Origin of the sequence: Maribellus mangrovi, from assembly GCF_037646455.1 — a bacterium.
In the GTDB taxonomy this organism is placed as follows: Bacteria; Bacteroidota; Bacteroidia; order Bacteroidales; family Prolixibacteraceae; genus Draconibacterium; species Draconibacterium mangrovi_A.
Map to the genome: position 1 here is coordinate 1,765,626 of NZ_JBBIXN010000001.1, position 22,925 is coordinate 1,788,550.

The window sequence follows — 22,925 nt, forward strand, 5'->3', positions numbered from 1 at the left end:
AAATGGAAATATGTTTTTTAATTTCATAATTGTCAGTGCTTTTTAATTAGTTAAAAATATACTTGATACCGATTAATGCATACCAGGTTTGACCCAATGAGTAGTTGGGTGTGAATGTTTTGGTATCGCCATGGATTGAAGCAGGTGTAGAGAACGTAGCCACACCATCAGCATCAACTCCTTCGTATTTGAGGATACGAGCTTCTGAACCAATTTCCGGATTCAAATATTTGCTTACACCCCAACTGGAGTTGAACAGGTTCATCACGTTTTTGATATCAAGGCTGAGTTGCAGTTTGTGTTGGCTATTACCTGTTTTAAGAGAAAAATCATGTTTGTACCCTAAGTCAACGCGATGTACCCATGGTGAGTAAACGCTATAGGCTTCTGCATACTTGCCTTGTTGATCTTTCAAATAATCGTCGGAATGCACATAGTCCATAAAACGAGTTTGATCGTCTGCTGAAACAAAGCGGAACTCATTGCTAGCCACTTCATCGTCAGTTGGAACATAGATCGCATCGTAGTTATAACCGTCGCTATTGATATCGTTAACTGTCATGTATGAATATTTATATCCACCGCGCCATCCTTCATAGATGATACTATAGTGGTTACCTCCATTATCGTGAGCAGTAAGTGATGCTATAAGACGATCCGGTGTGGTGTATTGAGAATTGTGCAATTTAATGTTGTTAGGACCTTCAACAGTTGGAACGTATGTAAATGCAGATTCAGCATTAGATCCAGGCATTCCTGTTACATCTTTAGCAACTGTATGTGTATAAGCAGCCATCAAGCTGATCCAGTCTGCTGGTTTGGCATTAAGGGTGATGTTGCCCGACCAACCATAGCCACGGTCTGTGTTTTCCAATACAAAGGCCTTGGTGGCGGTACGATAACCGGCAGGATAAATTGGACGGTTGTCAACACCATTGAAACGGGCGAAACCACCAACATTGGGAATACTCCAGTCGGAAATTGAAACGCCGTTTATTGTTTTATTGTAAATCCCTTCTACTGATACAGAGAGTGGGAATGATGTTTGGAATGCGTAGTCAACAGCAAGTGACGATTTCCATACCTGCGGCATTTTGAAATTAGGATCTACAGCCGCAATAGCAGAAGGAACTGTTCCATCTTCCGGAGAAATGGTTGAAGGATATCCCAATGATATTAACTTATCGTAAAGTCCAGCAATGTTAGCATTTCCGTTAGCATCGGTTACCAGACCTCCGGCAAACTCATCCATTGTGAAACCATTATTTGCAGCATTTCTTTCATTTATTTGCGCCTGGTATTGAACCATACCGCCATTGGTTGGCATGTTAGTGAAGAATACAAGTGGTAAGTTACCGGAGAAAAGACCGGTACCTCCACGAACTTTCAAGCTCTTATCACCAAATGCATCCCAAACAAAACCTATGCGAGGAGAGAATATGATATTCGCATCAGGCCATTTTCCTGTATCGATATTACGACCGTTATAATCAATAGCAGCGATAGCATTGTTTGTTATCAGGTCACTATTGTTGAAGAAAAGCCCATCAATACGAAGTCCATACGACAGTTTGAAATTTTCAGTAATGCTCCAGTCATCTTGCCCGTAAACTCCGATTTTGTTTGTTCTTATGCGAGCTGCAGGGTTGCTCTCTCCGTCATAACCATAAGTTAAGTTTACAATTTCAGGTGTTCCTTCGTTCAGGAAGTCGTCAAGACTTGTGTAGCGATAGTATCCTGTACCGTTTCGCATATAAGAGTTATCAGCCATCTTATACTCAAAAGCAACTCCGCCAACAATTTTATGATTACCTAAATAAAAGGTCATCTCATCTTTAATGTTCACTACGTTATTGTGAACACCGTTGTTCCAGGTAAATAACTCGTAACCTAAAGAAAGGTATGCCTGACCGTCTTTCAAAATGTCGATAAAAGGAAATTCGTTAGAATTTGTTCCACGAATATCGTCAAGCTTGGAGTATGTTGCCAGGAATTGGTTAGAGATGTTATCCGATAAACGACTATTTAAGTCAAAAGAGAAGGAGTGAACAAGATTGTCCATCGAATACATCGAGTTGGCATATGACATTGAAGCCTGTGACATTCTTGCTTCTGACATACGAGTACCAGCATCCATGGAAGAAGCATTCGGAGATCTCCATGAAGCGTTCTTCGTGTAGTTATAACGTAATGCTAAACGATGTTTGTCTGTGATGTTCCAATCCAGACGAGCAAGAAGTTTTTTGTTGCTTTCATCTGCAGGGAAACTTGTAAATGATCCCGTTTCATATCCATATTTACTTTTCACAAAATCAGACACTGTCTGAAGATCGCTTTCTGTTGTGCGGGAAATATAATTGTCTGGATCAGCGACACCATCAGTTGAAGCTCTCCAACGATTAGCAACTGTTGGTGTTTCCGACATTTCAGCGTTTACGAAGAAGAACAATTTATTTTCGATAATCGGACCACCTAAAGTGAAACCGTATGTTGTATTACGGTCTTTTTCACGTGCTCCTGCGATTACTTGACCATTAACCGCATCTCCGCGCATGTTTTCATTTTTGTGATAAACGTAAGCGCTACCTTTGAATGTATTTGTACCGGATTTTGTAATCGCGTTTACACCACCACCAATAAAATTCGTTTGACGAACATCATATGGAGCGATTACAACCTGTAATTCTTCGATAGCCTCAATAGAAATTGGGTTACCTCCACCGGGAAGCGCATCACTCAAACCGAAGTTATTGTTGAAATTAGCTCCATCCACAGTAAAGTTAGCCGTACGACCATCTGAACCGGCAAAGCTCATCCCATTGCCACCGTATGGAGACAGGCGTGTAATGTCTGAAATACTTCGATTCACTGTGGGTAAATTAGCTATCTGCTCGTTGTTGATATTGGTCACTGCTCCGGTTTTCTCATTAGAGAATTTTGTGCGGGTTGCAGTAACCAGAATTTCATCTAATGATGTTGTTTCTTCTGAGAGTACAACATTCATTACATAGTTTTCACCTAAGCTCAACGTAATGTTGTTCTGGGTATATGCACCATATCCTATGAAAGTAACTTTTACAGTATAAGGTCCGCCTACACGCATACCGTTTAGGTTGAATCGGCCCTCCACGTTGGTTACAGTACCATAGGTTGTTCCTGAAGGAGTGTGGGTAGCAATCACCGTTGCACCTATTACAGCTCCGTCAGCATCAGTAACGCGTCCACTCATGCTGGATGTGGTTACCTGCGCTTGAACTTGTGAGATGATAATTGTAAGAAACAATACCACACCTACAAAAATTCTAAATCTTTTCATAAAACTTTTGATTTGGATTAAAGAATAAATATTGAATAAATAAAATTTCAGTTTTAATGTTTGAGTTCATCAGAGCGGATTGAAGTTTAAAGGTAGACTCCACACCGTGGGTGTAGTTTGAATGACTTGACCAAATCTCGAAATGATGTGTTTACTTTTTATCATTAACATTCCCGATATTCAGCTCCAAATTTCAGGCAAAAGAAACTTTTATTTTTTTAACTTATATTAACTACAGGTTAAATTATTGTTTCTCATTTATCCCCTGGGGCGTTATAGATTAATAGCTTTAAAATTAATGTTTAGCGACTAGTTTTAACACACGAATGTTGTTTTAGTTGTTAAACAAAATGGTATAGTTTTAAACAATTTTTCAAACACTTATAAACACTTTTTAGCGATTAAAGAACTTTCTTGTATTTTTCATTTTCGGCTTTATTGTTAAATAGACTATTGCGCCTCAAAAAATACCTAAAATTTTTTCAAATTTTTATTATGAGTTAATTTGCAGTAAATCAGCAACAAATGCATATTATTTTCGGTTTCATTAAAAGAAATATGGTACTATGTGTTGCATGGTACTAACAAAAGAATATATATTTGTAATGCAAACAACGATGTAAAACTTAGTAGTTTTTTAAGAAAAGTTCTTTATAGTTTGTAACGAAAGCAAAAAAGCCACGTCTTAAAAGCGTAAGACGGAAAACAAAAAACAATAGAAAAACGAAAAACAAGAGTCATGAAAACAAAAAACAATGTTCAAAAAGCAGTTCTGAGATTTGCCGCAGTAGTTGTAAGTTTTGTATTGATAAGCTATACAGTAAGTGCGCAGGAATTTTGGAAACGATTTCTGGAAAACAGTAGTTTCGGTCATATTGCCATGATTATGGCAGACACCGAAGCGCCGGCAGTTGAGAGCAGTTCTACTTTTTCTGCTGTTGATATGCTGATGGAAACAGAAACAGAAAGCGATCTTGAAATGGAGCCATGGATGACCAATGAAGCCAACTTCGCTGTTTACAACCTTGAAATTAGCGAAGTAGCCGAAGTAGCCCTGGAGTTGGAACCCTGGATGATGGATCAATACTTATTTCAAAGGGCGGCTGAAACCGATCCTGCACTTGCTCTTGAAGCATGGATGGTTTCGGATGCGGTTTGGAGTTTTTAATTGAGACCGCGAGAACACAGAGAACGGGAACAAAATTAAAGGATTTAAAGAGGGACAAATAATGAAGATTGAAAACACAAAAGCACAAATGCGGAAGGGGGTACTGGAATACTGTATTCTGCTCGTTCTGGATGGCAAACCACTTTACGCCAGCGATATCATTGAAGCTTTAAAAGCTGCAAAAATGATCGTTGTTGAAGGAACGCTCTACCCGCTTCTTACCCGCCTGAAAAACGCCGGGTTGTTAGCCTACCGCTGGGAAGAATCGACCCAGGGACCGCCAAGGAAATACTATGAACTGACCGATACCGGCCGAAGTTTCCTCGTTGAACTCGAAGGCTCGTGGAGCGAACTGGTAGTAGCCGTTGATACCATAAAAACCAATAAGGCGTAAACAGAACCACTCAATTTCTAACAAAAGACAAGATGAAGAAGACATTTACAATTAATATAAGCGGTACGATTTTTCACATCGAAGATGATGCGTATGAAGTACTTCAGAAGTATTTGATCAACCTGAAAAATCATTTTGGAAGCGATGAAGAAGGAAAAGAAATCATTGCCGATATTGAAGCCCGAATTGCTGAGATTTTCAGCTCGAAAACCAGCGACGATAAAAAAGTAATTACCGTAGAATGGGTGAACGACGTTATAAAAACCATGGGTACTCCCGAGGATTTTGCCGAGGAAGAAGGCGAAGATGAAGAAGAAAGCATTGCTTCGGAAGCCAAAAGGAAAAGACGCTTGTACCGCGATCCTGACCACCGTGTTTTAGGTGGTGTTTGTGGCGGATTGAGCGCTTATTTTGGAATGGATCCTGTGATCCTTCGTATCATATTTGTGGTCCTTTTCTTTATAACATCGGGAGCAGCCGGATTGGCTTACCTGATTTTATGGATTGCCGTACCTAAAGCCAGGAACACCGCACAGCGTCTCGAAATGCGCGGCCAGGAAGCAACCGTGAAAAACATCGAGAAATCGATAAAAGAAGAAGTAAAAGAAGTAAAAGAAAGCTATAAGAAATTCAAAGAATCTGACACCTATTCGAAAGGTAAAAAATCGATGGAAGGAGCCGGCGATGTAGCTTTTAATATCGTGAAGGTTATCCTGAAAATCTTTGTAATAATTTTTGGAGTTATATTACTGATCTCCGGTTTCTTTGGATTACTGGGACTCATTTCTTCCATGGTGATCGGTCAATCATTTGTTTCAAGCTGGCCAATGCTCTGGAGTCCGGAAGTGTATGTGCCTGATTTCCTTAACTATTTTGTTGAACCGGGAACAGTAACACTTGGTCTTGTACTGGTTGGTGTTCTTGTAGGAATTCCCTTGCTGGCCATGCTCTATGCGGGAACCAAACTGGTGTTCCGTTACAAATCGAACAATGCCGCTATTATTTTAAGTATGATCGGAGTTTGGTTTGTATCGCTAATAGTTCTGCTTTCAGTTTCTGCTGCACAGGTAAAACATTTTAAAGACCGTTCGTCAGTGACCACCAGCAAAGTAATTGATTGCGATTCGTGCCAGACACTCTACCTTAATATTGCTGAAAACAAATACGAAGATTATGCTGAGCTGGATTGGGATATCGAAGGATTCAATGTGTACATGGTCGATGGCGAAGAGGTGTTTGTTGGCGAGCCTGAATTGGATGTAATTCGTTCGAATTCCGACGAGTTTTCTATAACGGTTAAAGGAATTTCCCGCGGCAAATCGAGAGACGAAGCCAAAGAAAACAGTCAGCAAATAGTTTATAATTATACGCTTACCGACTCAACGGTAGTGTTCGATCCGTATTTCTTCCTGGGCGATAACGATAAATGGCGTAACCAGGAGGTGTATATTACAGTGAAAGTACCCGAAGGTAAAGCAATTTATCTGGGTGAAGGAATGCAGGAGATCATTCACGACATTGAAAATACTTCGAATACCTGGGATCGCGACATGATTGGAAAATTCTGGGAAATGAAGCCCGAAGGACTGACTTTAAAAGAAAACAATTAAATCAGAAGACAATACGAAAACAGAAGCACGAAGACACAAAGCTAACAATTGATGTAATTTATTTGAAAGTTTCGCGTCTTCGTGTTATAAAACTTTACGTTTAAATTCAGTACACATGAAAACATTAACAACACTTTTCTTTGCGCTTGGGTTGCTGCTGGCCAGTTTGCTGACTTCGGCACAAAGCAAAGCCGATAAAATTTACGATGCTTTCGATAACAAAGACGGCGTAACCATTTTTACGTTCACCAAAGAAATGACCGACGCTTTTAACATCGATCTGGGTGATGATGGCGACGAAAAAAACGTGAGCGGCGATTTGCATAAAATCAGATTTTTATCGTACAATCCGGAAAAAGGTGAGATGAGCGGTGAAGCATTCATGAAAAAGGCAGTTTCGATGCTGCCTTCGCAATACAAAAAATACGTGGATGAAGATGACGACTCGAACACGGAAATCTGGTTGCTGGGTAAAAGAAAGAAATACCAGGAATGCCATGTTTTTGTCCATAACGAAAATCCCGCAGGAAATGAATTTGTGGTTTCGTTTTACGGCGATTTCACGGTGAACGACCTGGAGGGATTAAAAGCTACCGGGAAAAGTATGTCGGAATAAATTAGCTAAGATTTATACTATAAAAGTAGGGGCTCAACACTTGGTTGAGCCCCTACTTTTTAGCGTACTATTATCTTATTATTCTGAACTCGCTTATTTTGGAAAGTACGGACTATGTACATCCTGGGTTCGAACGAATCAACATTCAGGATTTTAGTGTTTGTTTCAGTATTGTCCTGAAATATAAGGCGGCCGGTCATTGAATAAACTTCAACTTTATCGATCATTTTGTTAGAAGTAATTTTGAGGATATCTTCCGCCGGATTCGGATAAACGCTTATTCGGTGCTCATTTTGCTCAACTTCTGTGATGTCAGTAATCTCATCCTGATCATCAAATTTTCGGGTAGAATACAAACGGTATTCTCCCGGTTCCAGATTTAAGATTTGATCGCTTTTGGAAAATTCAACTGAATCTCTACTAAAAAATTCGTACCACTTTCCGGTTTCCGGGAAAGTAAGGTTGGCATTCGCTGGCACAACATCGAAATTTCCCACAGCAAACACATGGTTTTCACCTGAAGTAAGCCTGTAATTTTTAATATAACCGTTAAGACTATACGAATAAGATTCGGGAGCAAATTCCTCGTAGCATTGTTTCAACTCATGCAGTTTGGCCATTACCTTATACAAGTCGGTACGATCGCTTTGTTCCAGGTATTCCCAATGTGGTGGTTTTTCACCCAAACGCCCTCCTTCATCAATTGAAATATCATAACCTCGTTCGCCAAACTGCCAGATCATTTTTGGTCCCGGAATTGGAATGTAGAAAACCGAGTTTAATTCTATTCTGTCCAGTGCAACAGAAAGTTGTTTAATTGAATAATTGCCTGACGAATTCCCATATTGCAGGTTTTTGTACATCAAACGTTGTTCGTCATGGCTTTCCATATATGTTACGAGGTTTGGCTGCGACCATCCGCGATTTGAATACACACCCCAGGAGAAATTTGAACTGTATCCCATTGCTGCTTCAGCATAATCATAATTCATATTTCCCCACAACAAAATTCCATAATTAGCCAGCTCTTTTTCTTCCGAATTATCAGAAAGATGTTCAAAAATGATAAGTGCATTTGATTTTTGCTTCCATATTTCGTCTGACATTCGTTTTAAATTGGCAATTCGGGAGGCATCGTAGGAACTTCCCCAACTTGATGAATTCCAGGATGTATTGGAAAAACCTTTTGTAAAGTCGAAACGGAAACCATCTACCTTGTATTCACTCATCCAGAAACTGTTGATTGAATCCACCAGCTCTTTTGTATATAAACTTTCGTGGTTAAAGTCGTATCCCCATTGCGCATCCGGATTCTGAAAGTTATGTTCTTCGTTGTACCATGGATTTTCGGCAGAGGGTTGATTTTTGCTGCTGTTCCAATACATTTGCACAAACGGACTTTGTCCGTAGCTATGATTGAGAACCATATCGAATACCACGGCAATTCCTCGTTGATGACATTCGTCGATCAGTTCTTTGAGCTTGTTTTTGGGACCATAGTATTTGTCAGGGGCAAAGTAAAACGAAGGGTTATAACCCCAACTGCTATTGCCTTCAAATTCGTTTACCGGCATCAGTTCCAGAACGTTGATGCGCAGATCTTCCAGGTAGTCCAGTTTATCGATCACAGCCTGGTAAGAATGCTCGCTGGTGAAATCGCGCACCAATAATTCGTAGATCACCATTTTGTTTTTGTCGGGCATCTCAAAGTCGTCTATCTGCCAGTTGTAAGACTCCTGTCCGGTTTGCAGGACGGCAGCAATTCCTTCTGTTTTTCCGGTCGGGTATGAAAGAAGACCGGGATACACGCTGGCGGGAATGTATTGGTCGTTCCACGGATCAACAATTTTTTCGGTGTACGGGTCGGCAATTTTTAATTCGCCATCAATCAAATACTGGAAAATATATTCTTTGCCCTTTTGGAGATTAGGGATTTCGAGCCAAAAGGTGTCGCTGTCTTTTTTCATCTGGTATTCAGACTGTAATTTCCAGTCGTTAAAGTCGCCGATCACAAATACCGACTCTTTTAGAGGAGCGTACAACACCAATGCTGCGGTATTGTCGTCGATGTAATTGATACCTTTTTTGTAACCGGTGGGTAAAGGTTCGATGGTAACTTCGTTTCGTACAAAAATTTCCATCGAGTCAAAAACAGTAACACCACCGGCAGTGGCTTCGGCGATTAGCGAGTAATTCCCTCCTGCAGTAAAAGTATAATCCGTAGTAATTTGGGTTCCGGTGTTCTGGGCCAGCATGTTTTCGTCGAGGCACAGTTTCAAATCGGCATTAACCGACGATCGTGCGATAAAGGAAATTGCTTCATTCATCTCGAGAATGGATGAGCCTGAAGGTTCGGTAATTTCAACCACCGGTCCTTCTTCATAAACATCGACGAAAATATCTGTTCCTCCGCTTGCTTTTCCTTCGCGGCTCCCGTCGGCGCTGCGAAAAACAAAAGCCATTTTCAATATTTTTTCTGATGAGGGTACTCCATAATAATCAGTTATGTTGGGAGTAACCTGCAGTTCATATATGTTTGCCGACGTTCTGGTCATTTTGGCTTTGGGAACATTTGTGTTCCACGAAGCGATCACATATTTCCAGTCGCTGCCCGAAGTGCTCTTGTCAGTAATGACTCCGGTGTGCGCATATACATCGCCGGTGCAGTCTTTAAGTCCGGCAGTGCCCTGACTGGCATCAAAAATTATTTTTATACTGTTATTGATTACCGGAAATTCGGGGTCTGTTGTTACCTGTGAGTTAGCTGCCAGGATGGACAAAGTAAAAAGCCAGGCCAGGTATATTTTTTTTGACATGATTCTTCAGGTTTTTTGAAAAAAAGGGCTGTCCATCAGTCGACGGACAACCCTTTTTATAATCTAACTAAACTAGTTTTTAGTCATCGTACCTTTCAATGCCCACGGATCGAAAGTAATGGTGTAGTTTCCAGCTTCAGCAACCGAAATGTTCTCACCATCCTGAACAAGATTATCCAGATCTCCTCCCAAATTCACTGTCCATCCGTTGTTGGCTCTGAACTTAAAAGAAGCGGCAGTAAGATCTAAAGTAACAGTAAATACTTTGTTCTCTTCATCCCAGGTCATGTCGGTATCGGTATCCCATCCACCCGGAGTGGCATCACCGATCAAGCCCCAACAATTGGCAATGAAAGAGTACTCATTTGGTGTGCTCAAATCAAGAACGATAGCATAGTCTGATTCAACTTCAACAGGAATATTTGCTCCATCTTGTTGCAGTTTTCCGTCGTTATCGTCGCTTCCGTAGTTGATTCCCCAATCAGATGTTCCTCTGAATTTAAATGACCCTGCTTCACTCAAATGCGTTACTATTCTGAATGTCAGGGATTCGGTATCATAAGTCATATTGGTTTGATCACTCCAGCCTCCTGCTGTGGCATCACCAATTACTCCCCAAACTGTTTCAGTCAGCGAGTAAGTCATGTCGCTCAGGTTGGCACGGATGCGATAATACCCATCGGCCGGAACCGAAATGTTGTTACCCGGATTGGTTAGTCCGCCCGAACCGTCATCGCCAAACGTATGTGCATCGTCCCAAGTGTGATCGGTAACCAGTTTGATACCGCCTTGTTTCAGCCAAACATAGCCTTCGGCCAAACCATTACTGTTAATAGTAGAAAGGATAAACTCGGCATTATCGCTGTTGTCCCAGCCATTGTAATCGCCAACAACCCAGAATTTAGTGATATCGGCGAGCGTAGTGAATGACAATTCCTCGCCAAAGGCGGTACCTGTGCTGTTAGTCGCAAAAGCACGAACATAGTAAGTGGTGTTTGTTTCCAAACCGGTAAGGTTACTTACAAATTCGCCGGTCCCTGTTCCACCGTCAATTACATTATCGGCTGTGCCTGGTTCAGGATTCAATCCCCAAACTAAACCGCGTGCTGAAATATCGGCACCGCCATCATCAGTGACGTTACCACCGGAAACCGCCGATGTTTTAGTAATTTCGTTAAGCGCAGCAGTTGTTACTTTGGGTAAATCAACCAGAGTTGTAAAGGTTACTTGCTGACCGTAAGCTGTTCCGGCACTGCTTGTGGCATATGCCCGCACATAGTAGGTGGTATTCCCATGAAGTTCGCTTAGCATGCTTTCGAATGCACCGGTTCCTTCGCCGTCGGTAGTTTTACTGTCGGCTACTGTCGGATTTTCTGAGGTTCCGAAACAAAGGCCGTAGGCACTAACCGAAGCACCCCCATTCCCGGTAACTTCGCCACCTCCAATAGCCGAATTCCCTGTTATATCGGTAATTGCAGCTGTAGTAAGAAAGGGTACAACCGGCAAGGTCGTAAAGCTTACTTCTTCGCCGTAAACGGTACCGGCTTCACCAGTAGCATAAGCCCGGGCATAGTACTTTGTAGCGTAATTTAGTCCCGATAATGTGACGTAGAAGGTCGCATTGGGTGAATCTTCGTTGTAAATGGTTTTGTTGCCATCAATGGTTGGGCCTTCACTTGTGCTGTAACAAACGCCACGTTCAGTAAAACCATCACCTTCTGCAACTACAAAACCAACAACTGTTGCCGAGTCGGAAGTAACATTTAAGGTGTTTGCTGTAGATAGAGTTGGTTCAAGCCGAACATCAGCTGTATCTTCTGTACAGGCTGAAAATAGGACAATAGCCACAAGCAATGAAGCAAATATGGTTAATATTCTGTTTCGTTTCATTTTCTTAGTTTTTAGTAATTGTTGCACTGTAAGTACTTCCAATGGATAAGGTGATGGTATAATTACCGGCTTCATCAATTGGAATATTTTGACTACTGCCACTGTTCCATAAGTTATCCAGGGTGTATTCCGGATGATCATCATCACCCAGTCCGAGGTTAATAGAGCCGCTCCAGTCGTCGTTTACCCTGAATTTTACGGTACCCACTACCAAGTCAAGTGTAATGCTCCATAGTCCGGTTTGCGGGTCGTATTCCATTTTTTGGTCCGGAGCATCCCAGCCATTTGGTGTTGCGTCGCCAATCAACCCGATTCTATAATCGAGTAACTCGTAAGTCATATCGTTCAGGTTTACTGATAGTTTGTGCCATCCTGTAGAAACAGGAGGAATGGCTGCACCATTTTCTTCCAAAACATCATTTCTTCCTCCGTATGTTACGTCGTTGTCAGGATCGTACAGGTTGAACGACATGCTTTCGTCGAGTTTCACATAGCCGTCATATTCTCCGTTTCCAAGTGCCGACTCAATTTTTTGCTCAATGCCTGAGTTTAACAGGTCGAGGCGCGGCAAACCATACAAGGTTACGCTGGCCGTGTGCACTTCCGATATATATTCGAAAGCATCGTCGGCGGCACCGGGAGCACCGGTTCCGGCATCAACCACCAGGCGAGAGCGAATTCTAAAGTCGAGCGAAGAAACCTCATCTGCAGGAAATTTCTTCAGCAACAATGAATTTAAATCGCTTACTGAAATTTGAAACGAAGTAGCTTCATTAGAACTCATAATTTGCGTTACATCCGTAAAATTGTCGCCAGTGGCACAGGCTTCAAGAAAATACCGGGCTGAAGCTGTAAAACCGGGATCGACAGGTGTCCCAACAAACTCAAGAATGTCAGTTCCGTTGTTTCTTTCTAGGGTTAAATCGGGCATCGAAACAAGGGTGGGCGGTGTTGGGTTCTCGGGCAGAAAAATCTGATCGCCGTCTTTCTCGCAGGCGAAGAGCATACCAAGTAGCCCAACAAAAGTTATATAAATTAATTTCTTCATTTTTAATGCTTTTTACGATTAATAACCAGTGTTTTGTTGAATGTTACTGTTGGCCGAAACTTCATCACCCGGAATTGGGAAAAGATTGAGGTGATTGCTGGTAGCAGCACCATCAAATACTCCGCCTTTCCATTGCCAGTTATAAGTGCCATCAGTAAATTGACCAAAACGAATCAAATCGGTTCTGCGTTGTGCTTCGTAGTAAAACTCACGGCCCCGTTCGTTGAGAATGAATTGTGACGTCAGTTCATTGGCAGTAATATTTCCATCAGTATTTCCGTAGGCACGTTCGCGAATAATGTTAATGTCTGAAACCGCTTCGTTTGTATTTCCCATGTTGAAATTCGCTTCAGCCCGCATCAGGTAAGCATCGGCCAAACGGAAGATCGGGAAATCGGTACAGGCATAAGCTGCATTGTAATTTGCCGGTTGCGATCCGTCGTGATTTAACGCAGTGAATTTATAAACTCCAATTCCGTAATCACCACTCGATGAGGCACTCGGGATATCGAGACTCAGTTTCATTTTCATGAAGGTGCGCTTATCTTTGGCTTTCGAGAATTCCACATCCGTCATATCAATCGGGCCGCCGTATGTAGCCAGTGTATCCACTAAAATATTCATGAAATCTATACGGGCACGGTTACCATTCCAGTTGGTGTTCGATGTTAAACCGTGGTAATCTTCTGCCCTAATGTAGGTTGCATCGCTGCTCGATTCAATAATAAAGGTGGTTCCAACATAACCTTGTGTATGTTCACCATCTTGTTCCCAGGCAAAAATCATCTCGGGATTAGTGGGATAATCATTATCGGCACTAAAGTTCTGACGATAATCTTCGGCTAAAGCATATGCTCCGCTGTTAATTACCTTATTGCAATACGTTTTACAGTCGTCCCAATGTGCGGTTCCGGTATAAACTTCTGCATTCAGATATGTTCTGGCTAAAAGCATCCAAACAGCACCTTTGTCGGCTTGTGGGTACGTTCCGTTGCCGGCCTCGGGTAGAATTTCCTCGATAGCTTTTAATTCCGATAATACATAATCGAACAATTGTGCGCGTTGAATTTGTTCAGGGTAAAATTTACCTACTCCATCTTCTTCGGTTGTATACGGAGGATTTCCGAAGAGATCCATGAACCAATAGTAAGCCAGTGCTCTTAAAAAGCGTGCCTCGGCATTGTATTGAACCACCTGAGGATCTGTATCGTCTTTGGTTAAGGCGATAAAATCGTTAGCATAGGTAATACTTAATCCCAGACGCTGGTAAAGTGCGGTAAGGAAAGGATTACTCGGACTCCAGGTTTGTGTATTCAAATCGGCAATACCTATGTCGCCCCAGGCGCAAATGGCTTCATCGGTTGTAATCTCCTGGAGGTTCCACAGTGCCCTCATCGTAGTAAAGAAGTTCTCGTCGGATGCACTAATATCGGCACCTCCATTTGCTCCCTGACCTGCAATAATGAAGCTGGCATAAATTTTTCCAAGAACCTGTGGCATATAAGCCGGGTCGTCTCCAAGGTTACCAGCCATAATTATATCTGGATCTTTCGGGGTTACATCCAAGTCATCAACACAGGCTGTCATCAGCACGGTCGATAGTAACAGTATAAATATTGATTTTAACTTATTCATTGCTAATTATTTTTAAGGGTTAGTAAGTAAATCCAATTCCTAACATAAAGGTGCGAGGACGCGGGTAGAAATTGTTATCTACACCACCCGATACTTCAGGATCGAGTCCGTCGTATTTCGTAATTGTAAATACGTTTTGAACAGTGAAACTGATGCGTGGAATCATTCTTCCGTTTAGTCCGTCCAGCGTGTAGCCGACGCTTGCATTGTCGAGTTTGAAGAACGAAGCGTTGCTCACTAAATGGTCGGTAGTGAACTGGCGTTTTACAAACTGCGTTTCATCGAGGTATTTTGGCATATTCTTCCAGTAACCAATCTGGTACATCTGGTCGTATGATGAACCGGCAGATACCTGGTTGTAAACGTAGTTACCCAGGCTGACGCGAGATGAGAATGAAGCATCGAAATTCTTATAACTGAAACTTCCCGAAAATCCCATTAACACGTCGGCTACCGGATTGTGATAAATGTATTTATCGTTGTTGTCGCCGTTCACGGTTCCACCTTCGCCCGACAAGTCAACATACATTCCTTCAATAGGTGTACCATCGGGGTAATAAACCTGTTTGTTTACAAAGAATGAATAAGCCGGATAACCAACGCGGGTAACCTGCATCACACCTGTCATGGCGCCACCGTAAAGTATTCCGATGTAATCAGGATCGTCGTTCAGCAACAATTTGGTAATCTTGTTTTCGTTGTACGAAACATTGAATCCGAAATTAAGATACATATCTTGTTTCGAAATGGCCCTCCAGTCGATTGAAAGTTCAATCCCTTTGTTTTCGAGGCTACCAACGTTGGTAAGCAATGTATTCGAAAAGTTACTGCCGGTGGGAACGGTTACAGTATTCAGGAGGTCATCGGTAACACGTTTGTAGACGTCTATTGACCCCATGATTCTGTCGTCCATGAAACCGAAATCAAGCCCAATGTTTTGTGTAGTCGTTTCTTCCCACTTAATGTCGGGATCGTAGGCATTCGGACGTAAAGTTGGTTGAAATTCTCCATTAATCGGGTACCACGAGCCATCCGAAGACGAAGTATAAGTGGCCTGTGCAGGATAATCTGAACCAACACTTTGCTGTCCGGTTACACCCCAGCCCAAGCGAAGTTTCAGGTTTGAAACAAAATCAACATCTTTTAGAAAGTTTTCGTTCTTAATTTTCCAGGCAAAGGCTGCCGATGGGAACAATCCCCACTGGTTATCGCCCTGGAAACGAGAAGAACCGTCGTCGCGAAGTGTAAAAGTCACCAGATATTTGTCAGCCAGTGTATAGTTTACACGGCCAAAAAACGAAACCAGGTAATTTTCTGAAATGTAGGAAGATTCAGGTTGGCTGATTCCTTCCCGGTAATTTCCACCTTCGCGCTGGAAATGCTGCCATGAATAACCGGCGGTGATATCAACAACACTGTTAATGACATCGATATCTGATTTATAATTCAGATAGAAATCAAGCAGATCGTTAGAGTATTCAGACCAGTATGTACTTATCATACCAACGGTTTCTCCTGTTAACGTCGAAGGTGATGTTTCCGGGCGGTTGTTGTGACCATCGCCTTTTGAGTGATCAGTCGCCAAATTAAGGTTGGCGCTTAATCCATTCAGGAATGGAATTTTATAATCGAATTGTGCATTAGCAACAACTCGTTTCACATTAGACTGATTATCAACAGCCATTAATTGTTCAACCGGGTTTGGAGTCCCGAGATTGGCTCCGTAATTTTCCCACTGGAAATAACCTGCTGATCCGGTTTGGCTATCATCGTATATAGGTTTCGTTGGATCCATACTCACTGCCGAACCGATTGCTCCCGAATCGCCAAAGTTATTATCTGTGGTCATTCCTTTTACATTTAGGTTAACTTTCAGATCGCCTTCGAGTAATGTTGGGTCGACACTCAGCGATCCAGTCAGCCTTTTCATAAAGGTATTTTTTAGGATACCGTTTTGGTTGGAATAACCAACAGATGCTCGGTAAGGGATATCATTAAACGAACCTGAAATACTGACGTTATCATCCTGCGAAACTGCGGTATGGAAAATCTCATCCTGCCAGTTGGTATTGGCATTCCATAACAAATCATAGGTTTCGGGAGAATAAAGATCTGGCCTACTGTGTGCGATTTGCCTCATTTCGTCGCCCGAAAACACATCAACGTATTTTACCGGAGTTGAAACCGAGGTATTGATATTTGCAGAGATTTGCATCGGACGACCGGCTTTCCCTTTCTTAGTGGTTATTATGATCACACCGTTGGATGCACGTGAACCGTAAATCGCGGTTGCTGATGCATCTTTTAAAACGGTCATCGATTCTATATCGTTTGGATTCACAAACGATAGGAAGTTGGGACTTCCGGAAACAGCTCCATTCCCGATTGGAATGCCATCGATAATGATCAGCGGATCGTTTGATGCGTTCAAAGATGATCCACCACGGATACGAATAGTCGATCCCGCTCCGGGAGCACCACCTGATGAAGTAATTACAACACCTGATGCTTTACCTACTAACAAGTCTTGTGGTGAAGTAATATTTCCTTTATTAAAATCTTCGGAGCTAACAGCAGTGACAGAACCGGTAGCATCTTCCTTTTTCACCTGTCCGTAACCGATAACCACGATTTCTTCCAGGTTTTCCATGGACTGTGCCAGTTGCAGATCGATCACATTACTTGTTCCGATAACCACTTCCTGCCCAGTGTATCCGATAAAGGAAAATACAAGTGTTTGTCCCTCCTCTGTTTTGATAGTGAATTCGCCATCGAAATTAGTTATAGTACCATTAGTAGTACCTTTTATCACAATGGTCACACCAGGTAAAGGTTCGCCGCTGTCAGCGTCTGTAATTTTACCAGTAATTGTTTTCACCTGCGCATAACCGAGACCAAAGCTCAGCATGGCAACCAAAAACAAGACTACTTTAAGGTTTTTACGAATAATCCTCATGTTAATTTTTATTAGTTTATGATCTTTAAATTTCAGTTAAATAATCTTCAACTTTAAATGGCAAAAAATCAAGGTTTTAAGGTCGTCTCATATTCAACAAATTCAAATTCTCGGGGCGAATGTATAATAATTGTTAATAAAATTTCAGGCTTTTTAACACTCCGGTTTCTGCAAACGATTGCGGTGTCGTTTGCGCCCAACATGTTATAAAACAGGTGGTTACTGGTTGGGTGTAAATATGGATGGATAAGTCGTTGAAATTTGCTCGAATTGTGTATTTTTATTCCGATAAGAAACCTATGATCAGATGGATTTGAATTGCTGATCAGAAATCAGGCTAATCGAATAACATGAAAAGTGGACTCGTTACCATAAAAGATCTGGCTCGTGAGCTAAAAATTTCGGCATCAACGGTTTCGCGTGCGCTTAAAAATCACCCCGATATTAGTGAGGCGACCAAGAAGGCCGTACACGAACTCGCCGAAAAACTGAATTACCAGCCCAATGCAGTTGCACTTAGCCTCAAACAGCGAAGAAGCAATACCATTGGTGTGATCATTCCTGAAATTGTACATTACTTTTTTTCGTCGGTTATAAGCGGAATTGAAGACGTGGCTTACGACGCCGGTTACAATGTTATTATTTGTCAGTCGAACGAACGTTACGAACGCGAAGTGGCCAATGCAAAAACCCTGCTTGCCAGTCGTGTCGACGGGATTTTGGTTTCTATTTCGAAGGAAACTGAAGATTACAGTCACTTTTTTAACCTGCAAAACAACAATGTTCCGATGGTTTTTTACGACCGTATAGTTCCGGGATTGGAAGCTGACCAGGTGATTATTGACGATTTTGATGCAGCTTACCGTGTTACCCGCCATTTGATCGACAGCGGACGCAAACATATTGCCCATTTTGCCGGGCCGCAAAAATTGCTGATTGGCCGGCAACGCAAAGATGGATACATTAAAGCTTTAAAGGAATCAGGCCTTGAAATTGATGAGAGCCTTATTATTGAAGCCGATTCGTTTGAAAAAGCCAGGTTGGCCGTGATGCGCTTGCTCAATGAAAAGAGAGATTTCGATGGTATATTTGCTGTGAATGACTTAACGGCTATCGGAGCGATGCAAACGGTACAGAAAAAAGGTCTGAAAATTCCGGAAGAAGTAGCTATCGTTGGTTTTTCCGACGGGCGTTTTTCAGGAATAACCGATCCTACGTTAACTTCGGTAGATCAGCACGGTTACGAAATGGGATCTATTGCAACTCAAATGCTGTTAAAACGGATTACAGCTGAGGACGATTCCTATCCGGCAGAAACACGAATTTTAAATGCCGATCTTATCGTTCGCGGTTCTTCCCTATAATAATGCACACTTTTTAAAAACATGTTGTACAATATATTTTGTTTTATGCAAACGTTTGAAATGGGGTGCATAATCAATTAATGTCATGTTTTCAGTGGATTAGCTCCACTTCAGGTTTGGATTTCTGCACTATTCTGTTTTATATTTGTCTCGGCAAAATCAAGTTTTAGTTCAACTTCTTTTCAACAGCAAATTCCAATTGCTGTAATCTCTTATTTACATAATTACAGCCAAACTTAAAAGCATTTGTCATGAGTAAAAAACCAAGACTTAGCTTTTGGCAGATATGGAACATGAGCTTTGGATTCCTGGGCATCCAGTTTGGATTTGCCCTCCAAAACGCCAATGTGAGCCGTATTTTTGAAACGCTGGGAGCGAATGTTGAAGACATTCCAATATTATGGATTGCAGCACCGGTTACGGGTTTGATCATTCAACCCATCATCGGGCATATGAGTGATAAAACATGGAACCGACTGGGACGACGGCGGCCTTACTTTTTGTTTGGTGCCATATTTGCTTCGGCGGCACTCATTTTTATGCCTAATTCACCTGCACTGTGGATTGCAGCCGGCACCTTGTGGATCATGGATGCTTCGATCAATATTTCGATGGAACCTTTCCGTGCTTTTGTTGGCGACATGTTGCCCAACGAACAGCGCACCCAGGGTTTCGCTATGCAGAGTTTCTTTATTGGAACAGGTGCAGTAGTGGGCTCGGTCCTTCCTTATGTAATGACCAATTGGCTGAATGTATCAAACACTGCACCCGAAGGCATCATTCCTCCGTCGGTGCGCTGGTCCTTCTACATTGGCGGATTTGTATTCTTTCTGGCTATTCTCTGGACCATCTTTTCAACCAAAGAATATCCACCGGAGAAATTAAAGGAATTCGAAGAAGCCGAAAGACAGAGTACCAACAAAGAGGAACTGCTAAACGAGGAAGAAGTACATAGTAGCCGTTTTGCGCGTGTTGGTGGAATATTTGGTTTGATCGGTTTACTGATTGTGGTGCTTACGGCAACGATGCACATCGAAAAAGAATTGTACATACTTGGCGGTATTCTTTTGCTTTTTTTCCTGTTCATGATGATGGCTTCGGCCCTGAAATCACAAAAGAAAGACAAGAATGCGCTGGTGGAGATCTTTAGCGATTTGCTTCGAATGCCACTAACGATGAAACAACTGGCATTGGTCCAGTTTTTTACCTGGGTTGGTTTGTTCTCGATGTGGATCTATACCACTGCAGGTGTTACCAGTCATGTGTACGGTGCTACCGATCCCACAACAAAAATTTACAACGATGGAGCCGATTGGGTAAATGTGTTGTTCGCGGTGTATAACGGCGTTGCTGCACTGGTGGCATTCGCATTGCCTGTTCTGGCCAAATATACCAACCGGAAAATCACTCACTTTATCAGTTTGGTGATTGGAGGAGTTGGCCTGGCATCCATTTATCTGTTCAAAGATCCGACCTGGCTCATCCTGCCTATGATAGGAGTTGGCGTGGCCTGGGCAAGTATTCTTTCTATGCCTTATGCCATTCTTACCGGCTCGTTGCCATCGAACAAAATGGGAATTTACATGGGGATTTTTAATTTCTTTATTGTAATTCCTCAAATTCTGGCAGCTACAATTCTTGGTTTTATGGTAAAAGACCTGTTCGGCGGAGAATCCATTCTGGCACTTGTGTTTGGTGGAATTTCCATGGTAGTGGCAGCTGTTTTAGTGCTGTTTGTAAAAGATGTTTCAGCAGACAATTAAAATTTAAAAAAATTAAGATGAAGGATTATATAATTCATCACAACTGGAAAATAATCGAAGAAGGATTTAATCCTGAATACAATCGGATTTCGGAAAGTATTTTCAGTATTGGAAACGGCAAAATGGGGCAGCGGGCCAATTTCGAAGAGAACTATTCCGGTGATTCGCTGAACGGAACTTACGTTGCCGGTATTTATTACCCCGATAAAACGCGGGTAGGCTGGTGGAAAAACGGATACCCCGAGTATTTTGCCAAGATCATAAATTCAACCAACTGGATTGGGATTCGTGTAAAGATCAATGGCGAAGAACTCGATTTGGCAAAAGTCAAAGTTTTGTCGTTCACTCGCGAACTCGACATGCAGAACGGTTTGCTTTCGCGCCGATTTGTGGCCGAAATGAAAAACGGCAACCAGGTTGAAGTCAGTTCTCATCGTTTTGTAAGTATCACGGCTACCGAAATCGGGGCTATTCGTTATACGGTTAAAGCACTGAATTATTCAGGAGAAATACAGGTAATCCCCTTCCTGGATGGTGATGTGGAAAATGAAGATTCGAACTACGATGAAAAATTTTGGGTGGAAATCTCGCGCGCGGTTGGCGGTAACGAAGGTTACCTGACCGTTGAAACGCTAAAAACGCAGTTTCAGTTATGCACCGGAATGTGGTTTCAACTGATAAAAAACGGGGAAAAAGTAGATTCGAAAATTACGAACCGAAACAAAGAAAAATATGTGGAAGTTTCTCAAAAAGTGGAAGTTTCAGAAGGCGATGAAATCACAGTCGAGAAATTCTCATCAACAGTTTCGTCGTTGTACTATAAAAATGAAGAACTGGTTGAGAAAGCTAAAGAAGCGATCGATCTGGCGGCTGATGCAGGTTTCGATGTGTTGTTTGAAAGCCACAAAGATGCATGGCTCGAGAAATGGGAAACCAGCGATATTATAATTGAAGGCGATGTTGCAGCTCAGCAGGGTATCCGCTTCAATATCTTCCAACTTAACCAAACTTATTCCGGCGAAGATGAGCGTTTAAATATCGGGCCAAAAGGATTTACAGGCGAAAAATACGGAGGTGTAACCTATTGGGATACTGAAGCCTATTGTCTGCCATTTTACCTGAGTACTGCACCGCAAAAGGTTTCGAGGAACTTGTTGGTATATAGGCACAAACACCTTCAGAAAGCGATTGAAAATGCCGAAAAACTAGGTTTTACCAATGGTGCAGCCTTGTATCCAATGGTAACCATTAATGGCGAAGAATGTCACAACGAGTGGGAGATCACTTTTGAGGAGATCCACAGGAATGGTGCTATTGCTTATGCCGTTTACGACTACGTAAACTACACCGGCGACAAAGAATACCTGGCATCTTACGGTTTCGAAGTGTTACTCGGCATCAGTCGTTTCTGGAGCCAGCGGGTAAACTGGTCGGCCGACAAGAAGAAATATGTGATGCTGGGCGTAACCGGTCCGAACGAATACGAAAACAATGTGAATAATAATTTCCATACCAGCTACATGGCGGTGTGGACCTTAAAATATACACTTGAAGTGATCGCGTATCTGAAAACTGAATTCCCGTTTCTTTATGAAGAAATGGTAACCAAATGGAAGTTCAACGAGATTCAGGAGACGGAGAAATGGCAGGATATCATAAATAACATGTACTTTCCCCGCGACGAAAAGCGTGGAATTTATCTTCAGCAGGATGGATTTCTGGATAAGGATCTGACACCGGTTTCAGAGCTGGCTGAATCGGATCGACCAATCAATCAAAAATGGTCGTGGGACCGAATTTTGAGAGCACCTTACATTAAACAAGCCGATACCCTTCAGAGTATTTATCTGTTCCAGGAGAACTTCTCGGCTAAAGAAATAAAAGCGCATTTTGATTTTTATGAGCCACTAACCGTTCACGAATCATCGTTGTCGCCTTGTGTGCATTCTATTTTGGCAGCCAAAATCGGTTACCAAGAAAAATCGTACGAAATGTACCTGCGCACTGCCCGGCTTGACCTGGATGATTACAACAACGACACCGAAGATGGATTGCACATTACCAGCATGGGCGGAACATGGATGTCGTTTGTGATGGGGCTTGGCGGAATGCGCGTGGTTAACGGCGAGCTTACTTTTAATCCTTTCCTACCGGATAAGTGGAAGTCGTATTCGTTCCGAATCGATTTTGGCGGGGCACATTTAAAAGTGACCAAAGAAGGACAGTATTTTGTGATTGAAAATCATTCTGACTGCGATGTGAATGCGCTTGTTTGGGGAGATAAAGTAAGCATTAAAGGAAACGATTCCGTTCGTTTGAGAAAAGTAGCTAAACATATTTTATAAACTA

The 22,925-nt window shown here is 42.1% G+C and carries 13 protein-coding genes; 7 read left to right on the forward strand and 6 right to left on the reverse strand.

All coding sequences use genetic code 11. The features are described 5' to 3' along the window. Nucleotides 1–46 precede the first annotated feature (46 nt). Entirely contained in the window at nt 47–3,316 is a 3,270-nt protein-coding gene (locus WFY05_RS06835) for a TonB-dependent receptor (protein ID WP_340112020.1), read from the reverse strand. A 739-nt stretch (nt 3,317–4,055) separates the two neighbouring features. Here WFY05_RS06835 and WFY05_RS06840 point away from each other — a divergent pair. The 4 genes from WFY05_RS06840 to WFY05_RS06855 all read left to right on the forward strand — a co-directional run bounded on the left by WFY05_RS06840 (nt 4,056) and on the right by WFY05_RS06855 (nt 7,104). Continuing rightward, nucleotides 4,056–4,484 carry a hypothetical protein gene (locus tag WFY05_RS06840; RefSeq protein ID WP_340112021.1) on the forward strand — a complete coding sequence of 143 codons (429 nt, stop codon included), beginning with the start codon at nt 4,056–4,058 and terminating at the stop codon, nt 4,482–4,484. 61 nt (nt 4,485–4,545) lie between these two features. Further along, on the forward strand, nt 4,546–4,878 hold the full coding sequence (locus WFY05_RS06845) for a PadR family transcriptional regulator (RefSeq protein WP_340112022.1): 333 nt from the start codon (nt 4,546–4,548) through the stop codon (nt 4,876–4,878). A gap of 32 nt (nt 4,879–4,910) precedes the next feature. Then, nucleotides 4,911–6,488: a PspC domain-containing protein gene (locus tag WFY05_RS06850; protein WP_340112023.1), complete on the forward strand. Its 1,578-nt coding sequence runs from the start codon at nt 4,911–4,913 to the stop codon at nt 6,486–6,488. A 115-nt stretch (nt 6,489–6,603) separates the two neighbouring features. Continuing rightward, nucleotides 6,604–7,104: a DUF4252 domain-containing protein gene (locus WFY05_RS06855; protein ID WP_340112024.1), complete on the forward strand. Its 501-nt coding sequence runs from the start codon at nt 6,604–6,606 to the stop codon at nt 7,102–7,104. Nucleotides 7,105–7,163: 59 nt separating this feature from the next. Here WFY05_RS06855 and WFY05_RS06860 read toward each other — a convergent pair whose 3' ends face one another. The 5 genes from WFY05_RS06860 to WFY05_RS06880 all read right to left on the reverse strand — a co-directional run bounded on the left by WFY05_RS06860 (nt 7,164) and on the right by WFY05_RS06880 (nt 17,449). Continuing rightward, nucleotides 7,164–9,920 carry an alpha-amylase family glycosyl hydrolase gene (locus WFY05_RS06860; protein ID WP_340112025.1) on the reverse strand — a complete coding sequence of 919 codons (2,757 nt, stop codon included), beginning with the start codon at nt 9,918–9,920 and terminating at the stop codon, nt 7,164–7,166. A 72-nt stretch (nt 9,921–9,992) separates the two neighbouring features. Beyond that, nucleotides 9,993–11,810 carry a cadherin repeat domain-containing protein gene (locus tag WFY05_RS06865; protein WP_340112026.1) on the reverse strand — a complete coding sequence of 606 codons (1,818 nt, stop codon included), beginning with the start codon at nt 11,808–11,810 and terminating at the stop codon, nt 9,993–9,995. A gap of 4 nt (nt 11,811–11,814) precedes the next feature. Then, nucleotides 11,815–12,858: a SusE domain-containing protein gene (locus WFY05_RS06870; RefSeq protein ID WP_340112027.1), complete on the reverse strand. Its 1,044-nt coding sequence runs from the start codon at nt 12,856–12,858 to the stop codon at nt 11,815–11,817. Between the two features lie 18 nt (nt 12,859–12,876). Beyond that, the gene (locus WFY05_RS06875) at nt 12,877–14,493 is read right to left on the reverse strand and encodes a RagB/SusD family nutrient uptake outer membrane protein (protein ID WP_340112028.1); all 1,617 of its coding nucleotides are present in this window, start codon (nt 14,491–14,493) and stop codon (nt 12,877–12,879) included. Nucleotides 14,494–14,512: 19 nt separating this feature from the next. After that, nucleotides 14,513–17,449, reverse strand: a complete 2,937-nt coding sequence (locus WFY05_RS06880) for a SusC/RagA family TonB-linked outer membrane protein (protein ID WP_340112029.1) — start codon at nt 17,447–17,449, stop codon at nt 14,513–14,515. A 350-nt stretch (nt 17,450–17,799) separates the two neighbouring features. Between WFY05_RS06880 and WFY05_RS06885 the strand changes: the two genes are divergently transcribed. The 3 genes from WFY05_RS06885 (at nt 17,800) to WFY05_RS06895 (ending at nt 22,921) form a co-directional block, all read left to right on the forward strand. Next, nucleotides 17,800–18,813: a LacI family DNA-binding transcriptional regulator gene (locus WFY05_RS06885; RefSeq protein WP_340112030.1), complete on the forward strand. Its 1,014-nt coding sequence runs from the start codon at nt 17,800–17,802 to the stop codon at nt 18,811–18,813. Nucleotides 18,814–19,064: 251 nt separating this feature from the next. Continuing rightward, entirely contained in the window at nt 19,065–20,576 is a 1,512-nt protein-coding gene (locus tag WFY05_RS06890; RefSeq protein ID WP_340112031.1) for an MFS transporter, read from the forward strand. Between the two features lie 17 nt (nt 20,577–20,593). Next, a complete protein-coding gene (locus tag WFY05_RS06895; protein WP_340112032.1) occupies nt 20,594–22,921 on the forward strand; it encodes a family 65 glycosyl hydrolase domain-containing protein in 2,328 nt (775 codons plus the stop codon). Nucleotides 22,922–22,925 lie beyond the last annotated feature (4 nt).